The following is a 21,443-nucleotide window of genomic DNA, read 5'->3' on the forward strand; positions in this document are numbered from 1 at the left end:
CGGCGCCGTCGTGCTCCTCTCTGGAGCGAGCGTCGCGCCGTGATCCTCAGCTGCGCCGTGGTCTACCTCGGCCTGGCCCTCTGGTTCTGGCACCACCAACTGCTGCCCGGCGACGCGATGAGCCGCCTGGCCAACGGCTACTACGTGTTCTACAGCCGCGACCCGCACCTGGCCGCGATCGGTTTCGTGTGGAACCCGCTGCCGTCGCTGATCCTGTTGCCGTTCCTGCCGCTGACCCACCTGTTCCCGGCCCTGACCCAGCAGGCCCTGCTGGCCCCGCTGGTCTCGGCGGTCCTGATGACCGCGACCGTCGCGGTCGCCCACGACGTCCTGCGGCGCACCGGCCTGCGGCGGGTGCCGCGCCTGCTGCTCACCGTCGCTTTTGCCGCACATCCGATGACGCTGTTGTATGCCGGCAACGGGATGAGCGAGGCGTGCTTCCTGCTGTGCCTGCTGCTGGCGGTCCGCTCCTTCCACATGTGGCTGGCGGAGGGCAGGGTGGAGCTGCTGGTGCCGCTGGGGTTGGCGTTGGCGTTGGGCTACGGCGCCCGGTATGAGGCCTTGGCCCCGGCCGCGGCGGTCACGGTCGTCGTCACCCTGGTCACCTACCTGGGCACCACCATCCACCGCATCTCCCGCGGCCCGGACTCCCCAGCGCGCGGCCCGGACTCCGGGGCGCCGGGGGCGAGCCGGGCTCGACGGTGGTCGCTGGCTCGTGCGGATGCCGTGATCGTCGGCCTTCCGCCGTTCCTGGCCTTCGTGCTCTGGGCCGCAGCCAGCAAGATCATCGTGGACCAGTGGTTCGCCACGTTCTCCTCGCAGTACGGCAACTCCACCCAGGTCGACACCGCAGCCTCGGACATCTCCTCGGTGACCGGCGCCGACCTCCCCAGCCGCACGGTCTACTGGCTGCAGCAACTGATCGGCCTGTCCCCGGTGGCCCTGCTCCTGACCGCGATCGCCCTGGTGATCGCATGGCGCCGCCGTGACCTCCGGGTCATGGCACCGATCACCGTGCTCGGCTCGGTCCTGGCCTTCGACGCCCTGGCCTTCCTCTCCGGAACGTCCTTCGGCTGGCTCCGCTTCAACATCACGGTCATCCCGCTGGGCGTCCTGGTAGCCGGCCACCTGATCGCCTGGGCCCTCCCGCCGGCCCCACTCCCGGCCGGCGCCCCGGCCATCGCAGCGCCCGGCACCCCGGCCTCGCCATCCCCCGGCCTGCCCGGAGCCGACCCCTCGGGCCTGCCCGGAGGTCCCTCCCCGAGCGTGCCTGGTGGCGGGCCTTCGGGCCTGCCGGGCAGCGCTTCCCCGAACGTGCCTGGCGGTGCCTCCCCGAGGCTGCCGGGAGCTGGGTCTCCGGGCCGGCCCGGTGCCGATTTCGGAGGTTTTGCCGGGTCTGGTTCCGGCGTGGTGCGACGGGCGCTCGCGGTGGCCGTGATCGTTGCCGTGTTCGCCGCGGTCCCGGGCACTCTCGCCGTGCTCAGCCGGTCGACCCTGGCCCGCGAGGAAGCCGAATGGGTGACCGATTCCGGCTCGGAACGCCGCCGCGAACTGACCCAGATCGACGCCCGGGTAGCCGCCGACCTCGACGCCCTCGACCTCCCGGACGGCGCCGTGATCACCGACGCCGCCTACGCGTTCGGCGTCGTCCTCTCCAGCGACCGCCCCCGGCAGTTCGTCATCACCCCGGACCGCGACTTCACCCCCGCCCTGACCGACCCCGCCACCCACCACGTGCAGTACTTGTTGCTCTCCGCCGACGGTTCCGCCGACGCCGTCCGCATAGCCCGCTACGGCCCCGACCCCACCGCCGTCCCCGAAACCGGAGTCCGCACCTGGCGCGACGCCAACGGCGGCCTCCAATGGACTCTCGTCCCCGTCCCCTGACCACCAGCTCGACCCGGCATGCCTCATCGCGGGGCGCGCAGCCCAGCCCGGCGTGCGACAGCCCGGGGCGCGCAGCGCAGCCCGCAACCCTCAAAACCGCGAACCCGCAACAGGCTCCCGGCTGGCCCCCAGGGGTGTCTCCCCACCCACAAGGCACCCCTGGGACCCAGCCACCCCCCACGAACTGGCCCCACACCCCAACCCGCACCAAGACCTCCACCACAACACCTCCCCGGCTGGGTCCCAGGGGTGTCTCCCGACCCACAAGGCACCCCTGGGACCCAGCCGGCCCCCACGAGCTGGCCCCCAGGGGTGCCTCACCACCCCTCACACACCCCCAGGACCCAGCCGGGGCCGGGACCTGCGCCGCAGCCGGAAGTGGAATGCCGCAAAAGCCGGCCCGAGGACGCGATCATCCATCCGATGTGGAGTCCGGCACCGCGGCGCGACCGTGCGCCAGGGGACGCATCGTCCCGGCCGCACGCGGATCCGGCGACCGCCCCGCTGCCGCAGACCGCGCACCGGCCTCGGAATCCACCCCCTCCGGCCCAGGCGGAGACGCCGAGTCCGGATCAGAAGACCGCGCCGCCCCAGACGGAGACGCCGAGTCCGGACCGGAAGACCGCGCCACTCCAGACAGAGACGCCGAGTCCGGACCGGAAGACCGCGCCGGTTCCGGGTCAGGATCCGATCCCGGCAGAGACCCCGACTCCAGCGGCGCCCGCACGGCCGGGAGTGCGGGGCCGCCGAGCAGCACCGCATACGGAGTGTCCGGCGCGACAGGCCGCCTCCGGGAACGACGCCGGCGCAGCACCACCAAGATCAACGGCAGGACGAGCAGCACCGCCACGGCACCGCCCAGCAGCCGATACCGCCGCACCCCCGCCTCCGGGACGGGTTGCCCGAGCGTGGTCTCGCCCGACAGCACCAACCCCCCGGCCGTCACCCTGACCACGATCCGAGCGGGCAGCCGCGCCGGTGTGGCGAACCGCACCAGACAGCGACCGCTCAGCGTCGTCTCCACCTGATCGAGAGCGGACACCACCGCGGGCTCCTCGGCCGGCGCGAAGAACCCGCCGGTCGCGGCCGCGGCGGATGACCAGTAACGGTCCGGGTCGGTGGTGCCGACCACGACGAGCAGGATCCCGGCTGCCCGGAACCGATCAGCCAGCCGCGGAGCGCTCAGCCCGGCGATCCCGGCGGCGGTGGTGTAGAGCAGGACCACCCGCCGCCCCGCCGTCGCACCCGGGAACTGTCGCGTGGCCAGTGTCAGCGCCGCCTCGGTGTCCCGCTCGCCGCCGGCGCTGACCGTGCCCAGTGCCCGGACCACCCCGCTCGGCCCGCGCACCGGCCCGGCGATCACCGCGGCCGGACGGCGGTCGGTGATCACCACGCTCCGGGTCCGGGCCGGCGCGGCGAGGCTGAACCTGGCCCCGGCGCTGAGCCAGCCCGGCAGCGCGTCCGCGCCCTCCGCCGACGCGTCGACCACCATGGACACCGTCAGTTCCGGCGAGACGACCGGCAGCAGCCGCGCTTTCTGCGGCACGTCGTCGCTGGTCACCGTGACGGTTCGCGCACCGGACGCCGCCGCGCCCACGTCGACCACGAGCGTGGTCTCCCCCGCCCCGCCGAGCACCGCGTCGATCGGCAACGGCGCCACCTCACCCCCGGGCACCGGCGGCACAAGAAGCCCCCCGGGCACCGGCGGCACAAGGAGGACCGAGGACACCGGCGGCACAAGAAGCGCCCCGGGCACCGGCGGCATGAGGAGCACCGCGGCCACCAGTGCCGCGGCCCGCTCACGCCAGGTCGGCGAACGCGATGACATTGTCCCGATAGCTTCCCCGGGCACGGTCGAAGCCGCCCCCGCACGTCACCAGCCGCAGCGTCGGTTCGAGGGTCGGCGCGTACACCAGGCCGGTCGGAAAGCGCGCCTTCGGCACCCGCGACACCCCGGTGATCCGGAACGTCACCTCGCTCCCGTCGGCGCGTTCCACGAGCACCGGCGAGCCGGGCCGGACCCCGGCGAGCCCGGCGAAGACACCGGGTCCGGTCGTCGAGTCGACGTGCCCGAGGATGACGGCCGGGCCGGGTTGCCCGGGCCGCGCGCCGAGGTGGTACCAGCCGGCCACGTCGACCCGCCCGGGCACCGCGATCGTCCCGTCCCGCTCCCGGCCGAGCCGCTGCAGCCGGCTGTCCACCCCGAGCGCCGGGATCCGCACCCGGACCGGCTCGGCGACCTCGGGGAACGTCTGCTCGGACCGGAATCCGCGCGCCACGATCGGGCCCGCGACGCCCGCCGGCGGGAGCGGACTGCCGCGCGTCACGGCCGTCTGCGGCGGCTCCGCCCCCGCCAGCACGGCGCCGGAGACAAGAGCGACGAGCAACCCTTTCCCGTACGACATGAGCACCCCGCGCACGTCAACCCCCCGGCCGGGCCAGCCCGCCGTACCCGGTCTGTGCCCCGCCCACCGGCAGCCGCGCCGCAACCGTGGCACCGAACGCGTCCGCCAGGTCCCGGGCCATGGCGAAGCCGTGCTCGTACGTCGCGAGCGCGACCTGATGCGCCGTCGCATAGTCCCGGGCCGCGTACGCGTCGGCGTGCCGCAGCAGCATCTCGTCGTGCGTCCGGAACGCCGCGGACAGCTCCGCCGCCGTCATCCGTTTCCCGGTGATGTCGCTGAGCAGCGCACCCATCCGCTGCTCGTAGTCGCCCAGGTGCCCTGTCGCCTGCTCGCGGCCGGCCTGGTCGCCGCCCGCGGTCGCCGCCGCGTAGCCGACCAGCTGCTCGACGTGATAGCCCCAGACCTGCTGGAACCGCCGGGCGGCCGGCCCACCGAACAGGGTGTCCATCGCGGCGGTCAGGTCCCGGGTGTTCGCGTTGATCATCTGGCCGGCGGCGGCGAAGTCCGGGGTGTTGGTAACCGCGGCCCGGGTGGCGTCCTCGACCAGCACGACGTGCTCGGCGAGCAGCTCGCCCAGCCGGGAGCGCAGCCGCCAGACCGGCTCCCGCAGGGCGGCCCGGTCGCGGGGCGCCAGCAGCGCGTCGGCCAGGGTGCGGCCCACGTCGTACATGTGCTCGTAGCCCTCGCGGGACATCCGGTCGGCGGTGACGTAGTCGCCGGCCGCGTACGCGTCGGCCTGGCCGGTCAGGTGGCGCACGTGCCGGTCGAGGGCGTGGTGCGCGGTGGCCGTGCTGAGCCGGCCGTGTGACGCGCCGGCGAAGAAGGCGCTGAGCTCCTCCTCGTACTCGGAGAGCTCCTCCCGCGCGTGGTCGCGCGCCGGCTCGTCCTGGGCGGCGACCGCGCTCGCATACGCCACCAGCTCGACCACGTGCTCCGACCACATCGGACCGAAGCGGCGCACCATGGCGGCACCGAACAGCTCGCGCATCAGCGCGGTCATCGCCTCGGTATTGCGGCCCAGCGCGGAGTTCGCGGCCTGCACGAAGTCGGCGTCACCCCGGATCCGGCTGCGCATCAGGTCGGCCGCGAGCACGGAGTGCTGAGCGAGCAGCGCCTGCAGGCGCACCGCGGAGTCGGCCGCACTCGCCGGCGCACGGACCGCCGCGACCCCGGCGAACCCGGGCGCACGGACCGCCGCAGCACCGGCAACCGCCGGCACACGGAGCGGCGCGACACCGGCAACCGCCGGCACACGGAGCGGCGGTGGCGCCGCGCCGGCCGGTGGGGGTGACGCCGGGGCGGCGAGCAGCGCGCCGAGGCAGATCAGGGCGGGCAGCGCTCGCCGGGGCCCAAGCAGCCGCATCCGACTCACCACCGAAGAAAGTCCACCTAGGAGGCCGGAACCGACGATACGCCGATCGGAATTCGCCGCACCGCCCGAAATCCGACAGTCCCCGGATGCATACGTGCAGTAGCGTCTTGACTACTCTTGGCCTACAACTGCGGGGGCGGCTTTGGTCACGGTGGAAGCGGTCATCGCCGGGCGCTACCGGATCATCCGGCCACTCGGCTCCGGGGGGATGAGTCATGTCTGGCTCGCCCATGACGAGGTCCGGCACATCGACGTCGCGATCAAACAGTGCACCGTCCCGTTCGGACTCACTCCCGAGCAGCAGCACGTGGTGCGCACCTGGGCGGTCAGCGAGGCGCAGGCCGCGGCCCGGGTCCGGCACCCGCACGTGATCCGCACCCTGGACGTGCTGCCCGACCCGGACGGCCCCTGGCTGATCATGGAGTACGTCGAGGGCCGCTCGCTGCAGCAGGTCATCGAGCAGACCGGGCCGATGCCACCGGCCCGGGCCGCGGAGATCGGGCTGGCCGTGCTGGACGCGCTGACCGCCGTCGGCCGGGCCGGCCTGGTGCACCTCGACGTGAAGCCCGGCAACGTGCTGATCGGCGACGACGGCCGGATCGTGCTGATCGATTTCGGCCTGGCGGTGACCGAGGCCGGCGTCGCGGCACTGTCCGGCGCCCGGGTGGTGCTCGGCTCCCCGAAATACATCGCGCCGGAACGCCTCTTCGACCGGGTGTCCACCGCCCGGTCCGACATGTGGTCGCTGGGCGCGACGATCTACCACGTCGTCGAGGGCCGCCCGCCCTACGCCCGCAGCAGCACCGCCGCCACCCTGCGCGCGCTGGCCGACGGGCCGCCCGACCCGCCCCGCCGGGCCGGCCCGCTCACCCCGGTGCTGGCCGGCCTGCTGCGGTACGACCCGGCCGGCCGCCTCGACCCGGCCGGCACCGCCGAGCTGCTGCACCGCGTCGCCCAGCCGCCCCGGTCCCGGATCCGGCGCCGGGTGCCGGCCATGGCCGCCGCGCTCACCCTGATCGCCACCCTGATCGTCGGCGGCAGTGCACAGGGCGGCGAACGCACCGGCCCGGCCACCGTGCCCGCCGGCTACACCCGGTGGCACGACCCGGCCGGGTTCGAGGTGGCGGTGCCGGCGGGCTGGACGCCCAGCCGGTCGTCCGGCGCGATCACCTTCAGCGAGCCGGAAAGCGGACCGAAGAACGGACCGAAGAACGGGTCGGAAAGCGGATCGGAGAGCGGGCCGGGCGGCGGAACCACCCTGCGGGTCAGCCGCTGGCCGCACCCACCCGCCGACCTGGTCGCCGCACTCGTCGCCGAGGAACGCTCGGCACGGCTGCCCGGCTACCGGCGGCTCCGGATCGAGGCGCTCACCGAATCACCCGACGCGGTGTGGGAGTACACGTTCACCGACCCGGTCGCCGGCCCGATGCGCGGACTGCGTCGGGTGGTACCCACCGACGGCGGGACGTACGTGCTCGAATGGCGCGCCCATCGCCAGGAATGGGCCGCTGACCTGCCAAAACTCGCCGTGATCCTGGCGACCTTCGACTAGGGCAGAATGTGCACCCATGTATGTCGGGATAACCGGGGTGGGCGCGCACCTTCCGGAGCGCGAGGTCACCACCGCCGAGGTGCAGGACGGGGTGGCCCGGGCCGGCGGCATCCGCCTGCCCCGCGGGCTGTTCGCCCGGCTCACCGGCATCGAACGCCGCCGCATCGCCGGGCCCGGCGAATACGCCTCCACCCTCGCCGTGCACGCCGCCCGCGCCGCCCTGGCCCACGCCGAGCTCGACCCGCTCGACATCGACCTGCTGCTGTTCGCCTCGGCCTCCCGCGACATGGTCGAACCCGCCACCGCGCACATCGTGCAGACCGAGCTCGGCAGCCGCGCGCACGCCCTGGACGTCACGAACGCCTGCAACAGCTTCCTCAACGGCATCGACCTGGCCCGCTCGATGATCATTGCCGGACGCGCCCGGCGCGCCCTGGTGGTCACCGGCGAGACACCGACCCGGGTGATGCGCAGCCGGGTCGACAGCATCGAGCAGGCCCGCCGCGCGTTCGCCGGATTCACCTTCGGCGACGCCGGGGCCGCGGTCGTCGTCGAACCGGTCGCCCGGGGCGGCATCCTGGACATCGACACCGAGACGCAGTCCCAGCACTGGTCGGTCGGCGGCATCCCGGGCGGCGGATCCCGGCACCCGCGCGGCGACGAGCACTCCTACTTCGCCGGCGACGGGCACCGGCTGCGCGGCGTCTTCGAGAAGGTCGGCGCCAGCATCCTGGACCGGGTCCGGGCCCGCACCGGCCTGGAGCACACCGACTACACCAAGATTTTGGTGCACCAGGTGACCCTCCCCTACCTGGACCGGTTCATCGAGGTGACCGGGGTGCCCCGGGACCGGCTCGAGATCACCGTGACCGACCTCGGCAACGTCGCCAGCGCCGCCCTCGGCGTCCAACTGGCCCGGGTCGCACCGGAGCTGAAGCCCGGCGACCGGGTGCTGTTCATCGGCCTGGGCGGCGGCGTCAGCCTGATGACGATGGTCTGGGAACACTCGTGACCGGCACCGACCTGTGGGTGGTGGTTCCGGCCTACAACGAGGCGGCCCGGATCAGCGCCACCCTCTATGCCCTGGCCGCGCAGACCGACACCGCGTTCACCCTGCTCGTGGTCGACAACGGCTCGACCGACACCACCGCCGACGCGGTCCGCGCGTTCGCCGGGTGCGCGCCGTTCCCGGTGCACGTCCGCACCGAACCGGAGAAGGGCGTGGGCTGCGCGGTCGACACCGGCTTCCGGCATGCCATCGCGGCCGGAGCTGGGCGGATCGTCCGCACCGACGCCGACTGCCTGCCCCGGCCGGGCTGGGTGGCCGCGGCCCGCGCGGCGTTCGATGACGGCGCCGGGATGGTCTGCGGCCGGATCACCGCCCGGCACGACGAGCACGGGCCGGCCGGGCGAGCGGTCTTCGCCGGGCTGGTCACGGTCGCGGCCGCGTTCGGACGGGTCCGCCCGGCGCACCGGGGCAGCGGTTATCTGGCTCCGTACCGGATGCACGCCGGGAACAACATGGCGATCACCGCGGCGCTCTACGAGGCCTGCGGCGGGATGCCCCGGCGCCCCTCGCCGACCGACCGGACGTTTCTCAACCGGGTCCGCCGCACCACCGCGTCGATCACATACAGCCGGACGATGGTCGTGGAGAACTCGACGCGGCGACTCCGCGCCTACGGTGTGCTGCGCACCGCCAAGTGGTACCTCGACCAGGGCAGCGGCCCACTCACCCCGGACCCGAGATGACCGCACCAGAGACGGCCGCGCCCGAGGTGGCCGTGCCGGGGACGGTCCGATCGGCGCCCCGGCGGGCCGGAGGTCGCTGTGCTCGATGAGCTGACCGCCGGGCTGCGCCCGGGCGATGACACCCCGGCGTTGCTGGGCCGCCGCACGGTCACCCGGGGAGACCTGGCCGAACTGCGTGATGTGTACGCCGGCGCGCTGCACGCCCGCGGCCTGCGCCCCGGCGACACCGTCGGGGTGGCCGTCCGGCCGGGCGCGCGAGCCCTGGCCGTGCTGCTCGCCGCGTACCGCATGGGTGTGCGGATCGCCGTCCTCGACCCCTCCGCCGGCCCGGACGTCCTGCTGGCCCGGCTCGGCCTGGCGAAGCCGGCCCTGATCGTCGCGGACGCGGCCGCGCAAGCGGTCGCCGGCTGGGCCGCGCCGCTGGCCCGGCGCGCCGGTCTGGCCCTGCCCGACCTGTCCCGGCTCGCCCCGACGGTGACCGTCGGCCGGCGCCTGCCCGGATCGGCGCCCGCCCTCACCCCGGGTGGCGCGCCGCCACCGGTCCACGACGGCGACGGCGACGCGGTGGTCATCTTCACCTCCGGCACCACGACCAGCCCGCGCGCCGTGGTGCACACCCGGGCCGGGCTCGGCGCCGGGCTGCGGTCCGTCGCCGAGCTGGTGCGCCCGGTGCGGGGTGAGCCGATCCTCGGCGGGATGTTCTTCGTGCTGGTGCCGGCGCTGGCCTCGGGCGCACCGGTGGCCATGCCGTCCCGGCGGCCGCGGGCCCTGGCCCGGCAGATGACCGCGTTGCGGCCGCAGGCCACCTATCTGACCCCGCCACAGCTGCGGGCCGCGCTGGACGCGGGTGTCCCGTTCCGTGGCCGGGTCTTCAGCGGATCCGCGCCGGTGACGGCCGCGCTGCTCGACCGGGTCAGGGCGGCCGGGGCCGACGAGGCCTGGTGCGTCTACGCGCTGACCGAGGTCTTCCCGGCCGCTGCCGTCGAGGCGACCGCGAAGGCCGCGCACACCGGCGACGGCGACCTGGTCGGCGAACTCCTGCCCGGCGTCCACGCCCGCCTCGCCGCCGGGACCGCTGGTGCGACGGGTGAGTTGTTCCTGGCCGGCGCCGGGGTGTGCGACCGCTATCTCGGCGCCGAACCGCACGAGTGGGTCGCCACCGGCGACATCGCCCGGCTCGACGGCCGCCGCGTCACCCTCGCCGGCCGGGCCAAGGACATGATCTTGCGGAGGGCCGAGAACATCTATCCCGGCCTCTACGAGCCGTCCCTGCACGTTCCCGGCGTTTCCCTGGCTGTCCTGGTCGGCGTCCCGGCCGCCGACGGCGACGAAGAGGTGGTCGCGATCGTCGAGACCACTCCCGGCGCGGACCGGGCACGAGTCCGGGCCGCCCTGCGCGAACCACTGCGCCGGATGGGCGCGGCCCGCCCGGACCGGGTGCTCTTCGCACCGGTCCCGCTGACCGGCCGCTCCCGCAAGCCGGATCGCGCGGCCGCCACCGCGCTCGCCCGCTCCGAGGCACGCCGATGAGGACGTTCGCGGTGATCGTGCCGGCCTACAACGAGGCCGCCTCGATCGGCGCCACCCTCGCCGCGCTCGCCGCGCAGACCGACACCGACTTCACCCTGGTCATCGTCGACAACGCCTCCACCGACGACACCGCGGCCGTGGTCCGCGGCTTCGCCGCGCCGTCCGGGTGTCCAGCTGGTGCTCAGGGGTGTCTCCACGCTGCTGAGACACCCCTGAGCACCAGCCAGCACCGTGCGCCGTTCCCGATCGAGGTGGTCACCGAGACCGAGCGCGGCGCCGGGACCGCCGCGGACACCGGTTTCCGGTACGCCATCAGCAACGGAGCCACCCTCCTCGCCCGCACCGACGCCGACTGCCTGCCCCGCACCGACTGGGTGGCGACCGCCCGCCGCTACCTCACCTCCGGCGCCGACCTGGCCTGCGGCCGCAGCGTGCCCCGTCGCGACGAGCGCCCGTCCCTCGCCGAACGCCACGTCTTCCCCGCCGCCGTCCGGCTGGCCGCGCTCTACGGCCGCTACCGCAAGGCGCACCGCACACCGGAGTTCCGCACCCCGTACGTCCTGGTCCACGGGCACAACCTGGCCCTGACCGCGGACCTCTACCAGCGCTGCGGCGGCACCGCCCGGGAACCCCTGGAGGCCGGCTCGGAGGACGTCACCCTGCTCAACCGCGCCCGCCGCCACAGCGCCCGGATCGTCCGCGCCGAGGACCTGGTGGTCGAGGCCAGCCTGCGACGGCTGCGCGCGTGGGGCGCCCGCCGTACCCTGCTCTGGTACTGGGACCGGCGCTGGCGGCCGGCCACCCCGGCCGAGGTGCACGTGCGATGACACCGGAACTGATGCGCCGGGCCCGGCGACGGGACCGGCGGGTGTACCTGTTCAGCCATCCGCTGCTGTTCGCGCTGCTCACCGCGACCCGCCGGTGGCCGGTACAACGACTCGGCGGCACCGTGCTGGTCCACTCCCGGGACGCGTTCCGCGACGGGCTGACCCGGATCCCGCTGGACCGGTCCGCGGCCGGTACGACCGGGGGCGCGGCCGGTGAGCTGACCGGCGGTGAGCTGCTGTTCAATCAGGACGGCGCGGGGCATCGGGGCTCCCGTCGTACCATCATGGAAGCTCTTGGCGCCGAAGGCGTGCACCGCCTGCGCCCGGTGTGGACCGCGGTCCTGGACCACCGCCTCGCCCCGCTCGCCGCAGGCGCACCGATCGACCTGGTCGACGTGGCCGCCGAGCTGGCCGGCGCCACCACCGCCGCGCTGCTCGGCCTCAGCACCGACCCGCACACCCTGGCGGCAGCGGCTCGGACGGCGGCGGCCGCGGCGGCACGTGAGCACCTGCCCGGCCGGCCCCGCCGCCGCGCCGGACAAACCGCCGCGCGAACCGCCACCGCCGCGCTGACCGCCCTGCTGGACGTGCCCGCCGAGGACCGGGCGCTCGCCGCGATGCTCGCCGTCGCCGCGATCAACACCACGGTCGCCGCCCTGCCCCGGGCCGTGGCCTGGTGCGCCGATGCCGACCTGTGGTCCTACGCGGACTCCGACCCGGACGCCCTGACCTCGGAACTGTTCCGCGTCACCGCGCCCACCCCGCTGCTCCCCCGGGTCGCGGCCGGTCCCGGCACGGCCGGCGGCTGCCCGGTACGCGCCGGCGACCGCCTGGTCCTGGTCGCCCGGCACGCCGCCGACGCGCACCGCACCGGCCCCTGCCCGGCCGACCCGGCACCGGCATCGGTGGCCCAGCTGGTCTTCGGCCTCGGCGCACACGCCTGCCCGGGCGCCCGGCTGGCCCGGCTCCAGCTCACCGACACCCTGCGGGCGCTGGCCCGGCACCGGCCCCGGGTGGTCAGCGCCCGGGTCGACCGGCGCAGCGCCCTGCCCGGCTGGTCCCGGCTGATCGTGGCCGCGACGCGATGACCACGATCGCGATCACCGGGTCGAGCGGCTTCTGCGGCTCAGCCGTGGCCCGCGCGGCCGCCGCGGCCGGCGCCGACGTCATCTGCGTGGGCCGGCGTCCCGGCCCGCTCGGCGAGCACCGGTTCTGGGATGCCACGCGTGGCGCACCCGACCTCACCGGCGCCGACGTGGTGCTGCACCTGGCGGCCGCGGTGGGTGACCCGCTGCCCGGGCGCGCCGCCGCGGCCACGTTCCGGGCGGTCAATGTGGACGGCACCGCGCGCCTGCTGGAGTCCACCGGCGGGCGGCCGCTCGTCTGGGTGAGCAGCGCCAGCGTCTACACCCCCGGGCCGGGGCCGATCCGGGAGGAGCAGGCGGTGGGTGGGCTCACCGCGTACGGGAAGACCAAAGCCGCCGGCGAACGACTCGCCCTGGCCGCCGGAGCCGTGATCCTGCGACCGAGGGCCGTCTACGGGCCGGGTGATCCGCACCTGCTCCCGCGTCTGCGCCGGGCGGTGCGCGGCGGCCGGGTCTTGCTGCCCGGCCCGGACATCCAGCTCAGCCTGACCGCGGTGGAGAACCTCGCCGACGCCTGCCTCGCCGCGCCGGGCTGGCCGCCGGGCGCCTACAACATCGCCGACGCCACGCCCTACAGCCGGGATGCCACGGCCGCGGCGGTCTGCGGCGTGCCGGTCCGGCACCTGCCGATGCCGCTGGCGCACGCGGTCGTCACGGTGGGCACGGCCGTCGCGCGACTCACTCGTCGTCCGCAAACCCTTTCCCGGTACGGCCTGGAGCAGCTGACCGTGCCGGTCGTCCTGGACATCTCCCGGGCGCGGGCGCAGGGATGGAGTCCCCGGCGTTCGTTCGCCGACTTCCTCGCACCGTCTTGAGTCCACATCGGACGCTGCTTTCGGAAACCACGTGTTTCGAAAACCTTCGGGAGTTTCCAAGGCTTGAGACAACACACGGAAACATCCAGTTCCGTTTTTGACACCGGCAACCACATCGGCATGATGTTCTCCGGCCCTTCCACCCTGAGGAACTTCATGATCTCCCCGAACGCCGCGAGCGCCCCCATCGCCCGCCGCCGTGGCCGCCCGCCCGACCCGCACGCCCGCACCCGCATCCTCACCGCCGCCGAGTCGCTGCTCAACGACGCCGGATATCTCGGCGTGACGATCGACGAGGTGGCCAACCGGGCCGGCGTCTCGAAGAAGACCGTCTATCGCTTCTGGCCGCACAAGCCCGCGCTGATCAGCGACCTGATCGTGGAACGTTCCACGGTGCTGCCGGTGCCCGACACCGGTGACACCCGCGCCGAGCTGGCCACCCTCTTCGGCCTGATCGTCGAATACCTCACCGCCGGACACGGCCGGACCCTGACCCTGCTGGTCGCCGCCACCCACGACGACCCCGGCACGCTGAACCGCCTGCGCGACCAGGTGGTCACCCCGCGCCGGGACATCGGGCGCCGGGTCCTGCAACGCGGCATCGCCCGCGGGGACCTGCCCGCCGACGTGGACATCGACGCGGTGCTCGACCTGTGGAACGGGCTGGTGGCGTACCGGCTCAGCGGGCGGCCGGCGGCCCTGCACCGGCACACCATCGACCAGCTGGTCGAGCTCACCATGACCGGGCACATCCCCCGGCTCCCGCAGTCCTGACCGGTGGCCGCGCGGGGGTGCCGAGAACCCCCGCGCGGTAACGGCAAGGTTGCAGATCCTCGGCTCGCCCGCGCGTCGCGCCCGTCGGACCGGCGCGACAAAACGGCATCTTCTACCCTGAATCCGTCCACGAAATCGGACAGAAGGCACCTCACACCGCCACCACGCGATGGCACAGGGTAACCCGCATCACGGTGTCAACGCCGTTGACACCGGCCGTCAACGGTGTTGACACTACTGCGGTAACCATCGCTGTCCGAAAGCGTTCAGTCATGTCAAGTGCCTCAGTACGGCCCGGCCGCTCCACCTCGTGGAACGCCACCATGCCCCGCCAGTTGTTCTGGTTCATGCTGGTCGGCGCGCTGAGCACGGTCCTCCAGACGATCGTGTACGTCTCGGTGCGCGACGTCGTCGCCGCGACCTGGGCGAGCTGGCTGGCCCTGCTCGTGGTCACCCCGGTCAACACCGAGGCGCACCGCCGGATCACCTTCAACGTGACCACCAACGCGATCGGCCGCCTGCACGTCGAGGCCGGGCTCACCTCGGTCGTCGTCTACCTGGCGAACCTCGAGGTCGCGCCGTACTTCGCCACGATCGCCGGCCCGAACCCGTCCGCGCTGACCGAGTCGATGATCCTGGCGCTCACCGGCAGCCTGGTCGGTGGCGTCCGCTACCTCGTCCTGCGCACCTGGGTCTTCGCCGCCCGCCGGCACACCTCCGACGCCCCCGGGGATCCGGTCACCATCAAAACCGGCAAACCCCGCATCGGTACGGCCGGAGCCGGCACCAGGCTGCGGCCGGGAGCTCCCGGCATTCTTGCCACTCCAGGCCTCGCTGCCACTTCCGGTCCTGCCGTCGCTTCCGGTCTTGCCGCCACTTCCGGTCTTGCCGCCACTTCCGGCGTCGACGCCACTTCCGGCACGGTCACGGATCGCCGCGCGCGGCGGAACACCCTGCGCCGCGGCCCCGGCCGGTTCCGCCCCAACGCCGCCCCGCTCGCGGCGGGCTCCCCGGCCGCCGCCCCGGATGTGCTCAGCCCGGGAACCGTCGCTCCCGGCGCTCTCGCCGGTGACACCGCCGCGTCCGGCGCGCCGGCGACGGCCGCATCGGCCGCCGCTCGCTCCACCGGCCGTGGCATCACCGACGGTCTGCCGCTCGCGGCGCTGGCCTGCCTCGGCACGATGGCGCCGATCCCGACCGGCCGCCTCTGCCTCGGCCACGCCGGCAACGGCGTCCTGAACCAGCGCCCGCCGGGCCGCATCCGCGCCTGGCACCGCAACCGCCGCCAGCACCTGACCGCCCGCAGCTGACCCCTGCTGCGTTCCGCAACGTCGGCGAGACGACGCGCGGTCAGCAGGTGGGCTGGGGGTCCTCGCAGGTCAGGAGGCGCTGGATGGCGTCGCCGTAGAGGGCTATCACGGCTTCGCGGTCGGCGCAGGCGAGGACCTGGTCTCCGACCAGCCAGAAGGCGTTGATCAGGCCGGCGAACTGGGCGGCGGCCAGGCGCGCCCGCAACTCCGGGTAGGTGCCGCCGACCCGCTCGGCCAGCGGGCCGACGAAGACGTCGTGCATCGACGCGCGCAGGCGTTCCTTGATCTCCGGGCGGTCCGAGGCGCTGAGCAGCGCGCGGTACACGCCGGCCACCGGGCTCTCCGCGGCGTCCAGGACGTAGCGGACCAGCTCCCGGCCGATCGAGGCGAGCGGGCCGGCCAGGATCGCGCTCAGGTCGCCGGAGATCGAGACGGTGGCGAGGAAGAGACCTTCCTTGGACCCGAAATGCCGGATCACCAGCGCCGGATCACACCCGGCAGCCGCCGCGATGGCCCGCACCGTGGTGGCGCCGTATCCGTCCCGGACGAACAACTCTCCGGCCGCATGGCGGATCGCGTCCCGGGGCGGGAGGTTTTGCGGTGGCACGCGATCATCTTATGGCGATTCGCCAAGTTGGCCACCGGGCCCACAGTCACTCCTGCCCGGCCCTCCGGCCCGGCGGGGCGGCCGCCGGGGCGGGGTGCTCCACCCGTACGGGAAAAGCCGCCGCGCGGAGAGGCCGACCACCGGGAGAAAACAACGGTCCGGAGAAAACGCGGCCGAGAGGGCCGGCTGCCGCAGGCGAACGGCGGCCCGGAGAGACCGCTGGTTCGGGGCAAGCCGGTGGGCAGGCCCACCGGCTTCGGGAGGACGAGCGTGGGATCAGCTGCGTCGGCGGCGGGTCAGGACCATCGCTACCAGGCCGACCGCGATCATCGTCACGCCGCCGATTCCCACCGCCGCTACGTTCGCGCCGGTCAGGGCCAGGCCGCCGGCTGACGGCGTATCGGAGCCGGGGTGACCGGGCGCGGCCGGCGGACCGGACGTGCCGTTCGTGCCTGGCGTGGCGGGGGTGTCGGTCGCGTCCACCGGCTGATCCGAGCCCGGCTCGTCGGTGGGCGGTTGGCCGGTGTCCGGCTGGTCGGTGTCCGGCTGGTCGGTGGCAGGCTCGTCGGTGGCAGGCTCGTCGGTGGCAGGCTCGTCGTCGGCGGGTGACTCCGCGTCCGAGGGCTGGTCCGGGGTGCGCTGGTAGCCGTCGGAGGGTGAGGTCACCAAGCACGGGGCGGTCGCGGCCACCGAGAGGTAGCCGAGCGCGACGTCCAGCAGGTGCGTGGGCCCGAGCTTGACCTCCACCCGCAGCGCCGCCGCCTCGGCCTTCGCCGCATCCGCGGTGATCTCCTCGGCCGGTTCACCGAGGGACAGGCGCACGGACAGCAGCGACGCCGGGCGTTCCGCGGTGAGCGGGCCCAGCAGTTTGACCGAGACGCTGCTGTGCTCGCTGTCCAGGCCGGTCAACGGCTTGCCCGCCGAGGTCACCGCGAGCGTGGCGGGCCGGTAGGTCATCGCGGAGTGCGCCCGGTCGCCGCCGGCCACCACCTCCAGCGTCGGCTGGTTGATCACCTTGACGGTGATCTCCTGCGGGGTTCCGCCGAACAGGGTCAGATCGCCGAGGGCGACGCCGGCCCCGGACCGCACGCCGATCCGGCCGCGGCCGAGTGTGACCAGGTCGGTGGCGCTCTGCGCCGACCCGGTCGGACCGACCTTGAGCAGGGTGGTCTTACCGCCGCCGGCAGAAGCCGGCCCGCCGCCATAGGACGACGACCCGAGGCCGGACAGCACGGACTTCGAGGAGCTCAGCAGGCTCAGGCCCTCGAGCATCGTGCTCGCCCGGGTGAGCGGGCCGACCCGGCCGCAGTGGTACCTGTCGTCCCAGGTCGCCTGCGCGGTGGCCTTGCCGGCCTGCGCGTTGGCCAGGCCGCCGGTGTTCAGGGCTGCCAGCTCGACGCTCACCGGGCCGGGCTTGCGGCCGGGCGCCTGATGGTCGGCGACCGCGTTCTCCAGCGGCAAGCCGGGCAGCTTCATACCGAGCAGCTTGGCGTCGGCGTAGCTCGCGCGGGCGGCGCTCTTACCGGCCCGGTTGCCGGTGTCGACCCTGCCGTAGGCGGGAGCGAGCCGGACGTCAGCGAGAGCGGGCAGACCCGGGGCGAGCGGTCCGGGGTCGAGCACCGCGATCCGGGCGACGTCGGCCTGGGCGCTGGCGGTGAAGCGCCCGAGCGTGCAGGCCGCACCGCCAGGCCGGGCGAACGCCGCCGGCACGGCCGCGCTGACCGAGGCGAGCGACCCTGGTGCGGCCGCGCCGGCGGGTGCCACCGGCATGGCCAGCGTCGCGACGGCGACAGCGGCGGCAGCGGCGGGACCGGCGCCGCGGTGACGGCGTGGCCGGGGAACAGGGTGGCGAGCGAACGGCATGGGCAGCCTTCCGGATATAGGAGGAAGTATCCGACGTTTCATCGGAACACCCTCAAATCCGGCTACGGCCACCCCGGCACTGACTCACGATTCGGGCATACCGGCAAATACCGCTATTTCCCATTTTCCGGATAAGTCGCACAACCGCCGGGCCGCGCCGCGGCCGGACCGCGCGACACCGCCGGACCGTGCCGCCGCCGGACCGCGCGACAACGCCAAACCGCGCCGCGGCCGGACCGCGCGACACCGTCAGACCGCGCCGCCGCCGGGCCGCCCGTCGCCGGACTCCTCGGCCGCATAACTCGCCCCTCCGTCCGACTCGGAGGTCAACGGGCGCGCGCCGCCCTCCGGTGGCCCGGCCACGCTCTGCGACCCCGCCGCCAGCTCCGGGAAGTGCAGGTCGAAAGCCGGCCGCTCGGACCGGATCCGCGGCATCCTGTCGAAGTTCCGCAGCGGAGGCGGGCAGGACGTCGCCCACTCCAGCGAATTGCCGTGCCCCCACGGGTCGTCGACCGTCACCGGCTCGCCGGACCGATACGACTTCCACACGTTGTACAGGAACGGCAGTGTCGCCGCCCCGAGGATGAACGAGCCGATCGTCGAGACGGTGTTCAGCGTGGTGAAACCGTCGCCGGGCAGGTAGTCCGCGTACCGCCGGGCCATGCCCTGGTTGCCCAGCCAGTGCTGCACCAGGAAGGTCAGGTGGAAGCCGATGAAGGTCAGCCAGAAATGCACCTTGCCGAGCCGGTCGTCGAGCATCCGGCCGAACATCTTCGGGAACCAGAAGTAGATCCCGGAGAACACCGCGAACACGATCGTCCCGAACAGCACGTAGTGGAAGTGCGCCACCACGAAATAGCTGTCGTGCACGTGGAAGTCGACAGGCGGCGACGCCAGCAGCACCCCGGTCAGCCCGCCGAGCAGGAACGTCACCAGGAACCCGATGGCGAACAGCATCGGCGTCTCGAAGCTGAGCTGGCCGCGCCACATGGTGCCGATCCAGACGAAGAACTTCATCCCGGTGGGCACCGCGATCAGGTAGCTGAGCAGGCTGAAGAACGGCAGCAGCACCTGGCCGGTGGCGAACATGTGGTGCGCCCAGACGCTCATCGACAGCCCGGAGATCAGCAGCGTGGCCGCGACGAGCGGCTTGTAGCCGAACACCGGCTTGCGGCTGAACACCGGGACGACCTCGGTGATGATCCCGAAGAACGGCAGCGCCACCACATACACCTCGGGGTGGCCGAAGAACCAGAACAAATGCTGCCAGAGCATCGGGCCACCGGTGTCCACGTTGAACACCTGGGCGTTCAGGATCCGGTCGGCGGCCAGCGCGAACAGGGCGGCCGCCAGGAACGGGAAGACCAGGATCACCAGCAGGCTGGTGAGCAGGATGTTCCAGGTCAGGATCGGCATCCGGAACATGGTCATGCCGGGCGCGCGCAGGCACAGGATCGTGGTGATCATGTTGACCCCGCCGAGGATGGTGCCGACGCCGGAGAGGGCCAGGCCGACCACCCACATGTTGCCGCCGGTGCCGGGCGAGTTCACACCGCCGCTGAGCGGCAGGTAGGCGGTCCAGCCGAAGTCGGCCGCACCGCCGGGCAGCGCGAAACCGGCGAGCGCGATCGACCCGCCGAACAGATAGAGCCAATAGGCCATCGCGTTCAGCCGGGGGAACGCCACGTCCGGCGCGCCGATCTGGATCGGCACCACGAAGTTCGCGAACGCGAACAGGATCGGGGTGGCGAACAGCAGCAGCATGATCGTGCCGTGCATGGTGAACAGCTGGTTGTACTGCTCCGGGGAGAGGAACTGCATCCCCGGCCGGGCCAGCTCGACGCGCATCATCAGCGCCATCACGCCGCCGACCAGGAAGAACCCGAAGGCGGTCACCATGTACATGACGCCGATCTGCTTGGCGTCGGTGATCCGGATGGTGCGCGTCAGCCACGATCCGCGCACCTGGCGCCGGACCGGCCAGGACCCGGTCTGCACGGGACGCGGAGTGACGGTCGTCATTCGGACCTCCTGCGAGGGCGCTCTCGATCCGTTCGTACTCCCCCCGTCACGCCTTGCCAAGCCGCGCCACACGCGGCGTTCTCAATCAACCCCGCTGCGTCGCGTCATCCGCACATCCGGCATCTCTCCCCCTTTCCACATCAAGACCCATTTTTGGTACGCAGGGAGAGCCCCGTCACGAGTCCCTCCACTCCGGAGGCTCCGCCGCGCGCAGAGCGGGGTCGGTGACCGCGAACGTGTGCGACGGCCCGCGCGGGGTGCGCGGCCCTTCGAAACGCACCGTCACCCGGCCCAGCCCGCTGCCGCACACCCAGCCCGCGCCGTGCACGTCGTGCTCCACGTCCTGGCCGGGCCGCCACACCACCGGCGCCGGCTCCTCCGGCTCGGCGGCACCGGCCGCGACCACCTCGGCAACCGGCGGCCGCGGAGCGGCGACACCGGCCTCACCCGGCCCGGAATCGTCGTCGTCCTCGGCCGCCGTGATCGAGAACTCCGGGAACGTGCCGGCGAACAGGTCGTCCTGGGCGAAGTCGGCGAGCGTCGACACACCCACCCCGAGCAGCCGGATGCCGCCGGAGACGTCGATCTCGGCGAGCAGCCGCCGGGCCAGCTGACCGACCAGCCGCCCGTCGTCGGTCGGCTGGTCACGGGTCACCGCGCGGGTCAGCGTGGTGAAGTCGTGGTGCCGGACCTTGATGTTGACGGTGCGGCCGGTCATCCCGTTCGCCCGCAGCCGGCCGGCCACCCGCGCGGAGAGCAGGTCGAGCTCGCGGCTGAGCCGCACCGGGTCGGTCAGGTCGACGTCGAACGTCTCCTCGGCGGAGACCGACTTGGTCTCCCGGTCGCTCACCACCGGCCGGTCGTCCTGCGCCCGGGCCAGCCGGAACAGCCCGGTGCCGTGCGCGGTGCCGAACCAGTCGACGAGCAGCTCGAGCGAGACCGCGGCCAGGTCGCCGACGGTGCGCACGCCGGAGCGGTGCAGCCGCTGCTCGGTGGCCGGGCCGACCCCGCCGAGCCGTTTCACCGGCAGCGGGTGCAGCACCGCGAGCTCCTGGCCGGCCGGGATCACGGTCAGGCCGTCGGGCTTGTTCAGATCTGAGCCGATCTTGGCGAGCAGCTTGGAGGAGGCGGCGCCGATCGAGCCGGTGACCCCGCCGGTGGCGACGGCGATCTCGGCCTTCAGCCGGTGGGCCAGCTCGGTGACGCCGCGGGTGCTGAGGTCGGCATCGGTGACGGCGAGGTCGATGTAGGCCTCGTCGATGCTGACCTGCTCGATCAGCGGGGACACCCCGGCCAGCAGCTGCATCACCGCCTCGCTGGTGCGTTTGTACGCCGCGAAGCGCGGTGACAGGAACGCCGTGTTGAACGGGGAGAGCCGGCGCGCCTGGGCCATCGGCATCGCCGAGTGCACGCCGAAGACGCGGGCCTCATACGACGCGGTCGACACCACGCCGCGACCGGCCACGCCGCCGACCACCACCGGCCGGCCGCGCAGGGAGACCTTGTCGCGCTGCTCGACAGCGGCGAACATCGCATCCAGATCCACATGCAGAATGCTCGGAGCCGCCCTCACGACCCGCAG

17 protein-coding genes are annotated in these 21,443 nt (G+C 73.6%); 10 read left to right on the forward strand and 7 right to left on the reverse strand.

All coding sequences use genetic code 11. The features are described from left to right. Positions 1-39 precede the first annotated feature (39 nt). Entirely contained in the window at positions 40-1,887 is a 1,848-nt protein-coding gene (locus tag ADL15_RS43815; protein ID WP_067705315.1) for a hypothetical protein, read from the forward strand. 412 nt (positions 1,888-2,299) lie between these two features. Here the strand turns inward: ADL15_RS43815 and ADL15_RS43820 are convergent, their stop codons facing one another. The 3 genes from ADL15_RS43820 to ADL15_RS43830 all read right to left on the reverse strand — a co-directional run bounded on the left by ADL15_RS43820 (position 2,300) and on the right by ADL15_RS43830 (position 5,655). Continuing rightward, positions 2,300-3,538, reverse strand: a complete 1,239-nt coding sequence (locus ADL15_RS43820) for a hypothetical protein (RefSeq protein ID WP_232344922.1) — start codon at positions 3,536-3,538, stop codon at positions 2,300-2,302. A gap of 148 nt (positions 3,539-3,686) precedes the next feature. Then, complete coding sequence (locus ADL15_RS43825; RefSeq protein WP_232344923.1) at positions 3,687-4,307, reverse strand: class F sortase; 621 nt, start codon at positions 4,305-4,307, stop codon at positions 3,687-3,689. 1 nt (position 4,308) lies between these two features. Further along, on the reverse strand, positions 4,309-5,655 hold the full coding sequence (locus ADL15_RS43830; protein WP_157441970.1) for a hypothetical protein: 1,347 nt from the start codon (positions 5,653-5,655) through the stop codon (positions 4,309-4,311). Positions 5,656-5,815: 160 nt separating this feature from the next. On the opposite strand from ADL15_RS43830, the gene ADL15_RS43835 reads away from it, so the two are divergent. The 9 genes from ADL15_RS43835 to ADL15_RS43875 all read left to right on the forward strand — a co-directional run bounded on the left by ADL15_RS43835 (position 5,816) and on the right by ADL15_RS43875 (position 15,369). Beyond that, on the forward strand, positions 5,816-7,216 hold the full coding sequence (locus tag ADL15_RS43835; RefSeq protein WP_269748438.1) for a serine/threonine-protein kinase: 1,401 nt from the start codon (positions 5,816-5,818) through the stop codon (positions 7,214-7,216). A 16-nt stretch (positions 7,217-7,232) separates the two neighbouring features. Further along, entirely contained in the window at positions 7,233-8,228 is a 996-nt protein-coding gene (locus ADL15_RS43840) for a 3-oxoacyl-ACP synthase III family protein (protein ID WP_067705321.1), read from the forward strand. Continuing rightward, positions 8,225-8,968, forward strand: coding sequence for a glycosyltransferase family 2 protein (locus tag ADL15_RS43845; protein WP_198171270.1), 744 nt, complete (start codon positions 8,225-8,227; stop codon positions 8,966-8,968). Before ADL15_RS43840 ends, ADL15_RS43845 begins: the two co-directional genes overlap by 4 nt. 78 nt (positions 8,969-9,046) lie before the next feature. Continuing rightward, positions 9,047-10,498: a class I adenylate-forming enzyme family protein gene (locus ADL15_RS43850; protein WP_067705323.1), complete on the forward strand. Its 1,452-nt coding sequence runs from the start codon at positions 9,047-9,049 to the stop codon at positions 10,496-10,498. Continuing rightward, positions 10,495-11,325, forward strand: a complete 831-nt coding sequence (locus ADL15_RS43855) for a glycosyltransferase family 2 protein (protein WP_067705325.1) — start codon at positions 10,495-10,497, stop codon at positions 11,323-11,325. Before ADL15_RS43850 ends, ADL15_RS43855 begins: the two co-directional genes overlap by 4 nt. Further along, on the forward strand, positions 11,322-12,413 hold the full coding sequence (locus ADL15_RS43860) for a cytochrome P450 (RefSeq protein WP_232344924.1): 1,092 nt from the start codon (positions 11,322-11,324) through the stop codon (positions 12,411-12,413). Before ADL15_RS43855 ends, ADL15_RS43860 begins: the two co-directional genes overlap by 4 nt. After that, a complete protein-coding gene (locus ADL15_RS43865; protein ID WP_067705327.1) occupies positions 12,410-13,285 on the forward strand; it encodes an NAD-dependent epimerase/dehydratase family protein in 876 nt (291 codons plus the stop codon). The genes ADL15_RS43860 and ADL15_RS43865 overlap by 4 nt, the downstream gene beginning before the upstream one ends. Before the next feature lie 156 nt (positions 13,286-13,441). Beyond that, positions 13,442-14,059 carry a TetR/AcrR family transcriptional regulator gene (locus ADL15_RS43870; RefSeq protein WP_067705329.1) on the forward strand — a complete coding sequence of 206 codons (618 nt, stop codon included), beginning with the start codon at positions 13,442-13,444 and terminating at the stop codon, positions 14,057-14,059. 272 nt (positions 14,060-14,331) lie between these two features. After that, positions 14,332-15,369: a GtrA domain-containing protein gene (locus ADL15_RS43875; RefSeq protein ID WP_157441972.1), complete on the forward strand. Its 1,038-nt coding sequence runs from the start codon at positions 14,332-14,334 to the stop codon at positions 15,367-15,369. Positions 15,370-15,409: 40 nt separating this feature from the next. On the opposite strand, the gene ADL15_RS43880 is transcribed toward ADL15_RS43875, so the two are convergent. The 4 genes from ADL15_RS43880 to ADL15_RS43895 all read right to left on the reverse strand — a co-directional run bounded on the left by ADL15_RS43880 (position 15,410) and on the right by ADL15_RS43895 (position 21,407). Next, entirely contained in the window at positions 15,410-15,976 is a 567-nt protein-coding gene (locus ADL15_RS43880; RefSeq protein WP_067705333.1) for a TetR/AcrR family transcriptional regulator, read from the reverse strand. Positions 15,977-16,252: 276 nt separating this feature from the next. Next, positions 16,253-17,839, reverse strand: coding sequence for an ICP22 family protein (locus ADL15_RS43885; RefSeq protein ID WP_157441973.1), 1,587 nt, complete (start codon positions 17,837-17,839; stop codon positions 16,253-16,255). 249 nt (positions 17,840-18,088) lie between these two features. Next, positions 18,089-19,861 (reverse strand): aa3-type cytochrome oxidase subunit I, encoded by a 1,773-nt coding sequence (gene ctaD, locus ADL15_RS43890; protein WP_067705338.1) that lies wholly within the window; start codon positions 19,859-19,861, stop codon positions 18,089-18,091. A gap of 175 nt (positions 19,862-20,036) precedes the next feature. Then, positions 20,037-21,407: a DNA polymerase IV gene (locus ADL15_RS43895; protein WP_232344925.1), complete on the reverse strand. Its 1,371-nt coding sequence runs from the start codon at positions 21,405-21,407 to the stop codon at positions 20,037-20,039. Between the last annotated feature and the right edge of the window lie 36 nt (positions 21,408-21,443).

The organism is Actinoplanes awajinensis subsp. mycoplanecinus, assembly GCF_001509495.1.
GTDB classification, from domain to species: domain Bacteria; phylum Actinomycetota; class Actinomycetes; order Mycobacteriales; family Micromonosporaceae; genus Actinoplanes; species Actinoplanes palleronii.

What these genes read in the sequence shown, in the direction of transcription:
- ctaD (WP_067705338.1), bottom strand. Translation starts at nt 19,861, where the DNA reads ATGACGACCGTCACTCCGCGTCCCGTGCAGACCGGGTCCTGGCCGGTC.
- ADL15_RS43875 (WP_157441972.1), top strand. Translation starts at nt 14,332, where the DNA reads ATGTCAAGTGCCTCAGTACGGCCCGGCCGCTCCACCTCGTGGAACGCC.
- ADL15_RS43885 (WP_157441973.1), bottom strand. Translation starts at nt 17,839, where the DNA reads ATGCCGTTCGCTCGCCACCCTGTTCCCCGGCCACGCCGTCACCGCGGC.
- ADL15_RS43870 (WP_067705329.1), top strand. Translation starts at nt 13,442, where the DNA reads ATGATCTCCCCGAACGCCGCGAGCGCCCCCATCGCCCGCCGCCGTGGC.
- ADL15_RS43840 (WP_067705321.1), top strand. Translation starts at nt 7,233, where the DNA reads ATGTATGTCGGGATAACCGGGGTGGGCGCGCACCTTCCGGAGCGCGAG.
- ADL15_RS43865 (WP_067705327.1), top strand. Translation starts at nt 12,410, where the DNA reads ATGACCACGATCGCGATCACCGGGTCGAGCGGCTTCTGCGGCTCAGCC.
- ADL15_RS43830 (WP_157441970.1), bottom strand. Translation starts at nt 5,655, where the DNA reads ATGCGGCTGCTTGGGCCCCGGCGAGCGCTGCCCGCCCTGATCTGCCTC.
- ADL15_RS43855 (WP_067705325.1), top strand. Translation starts at nt 10,495, where the DNA reads ATGAGGACGTTCGCGGTGATCGTGCCGGCCTACAACGAGGCCGCCTCG.
- ADL15_RS43860 (WP_232344924.1), top strand. Translation starts at nt 11,322, where the DNA reads ATGACACCGGAACTGATGCGCCGGGCCCGGCGACGGGACCGGCGGGTG.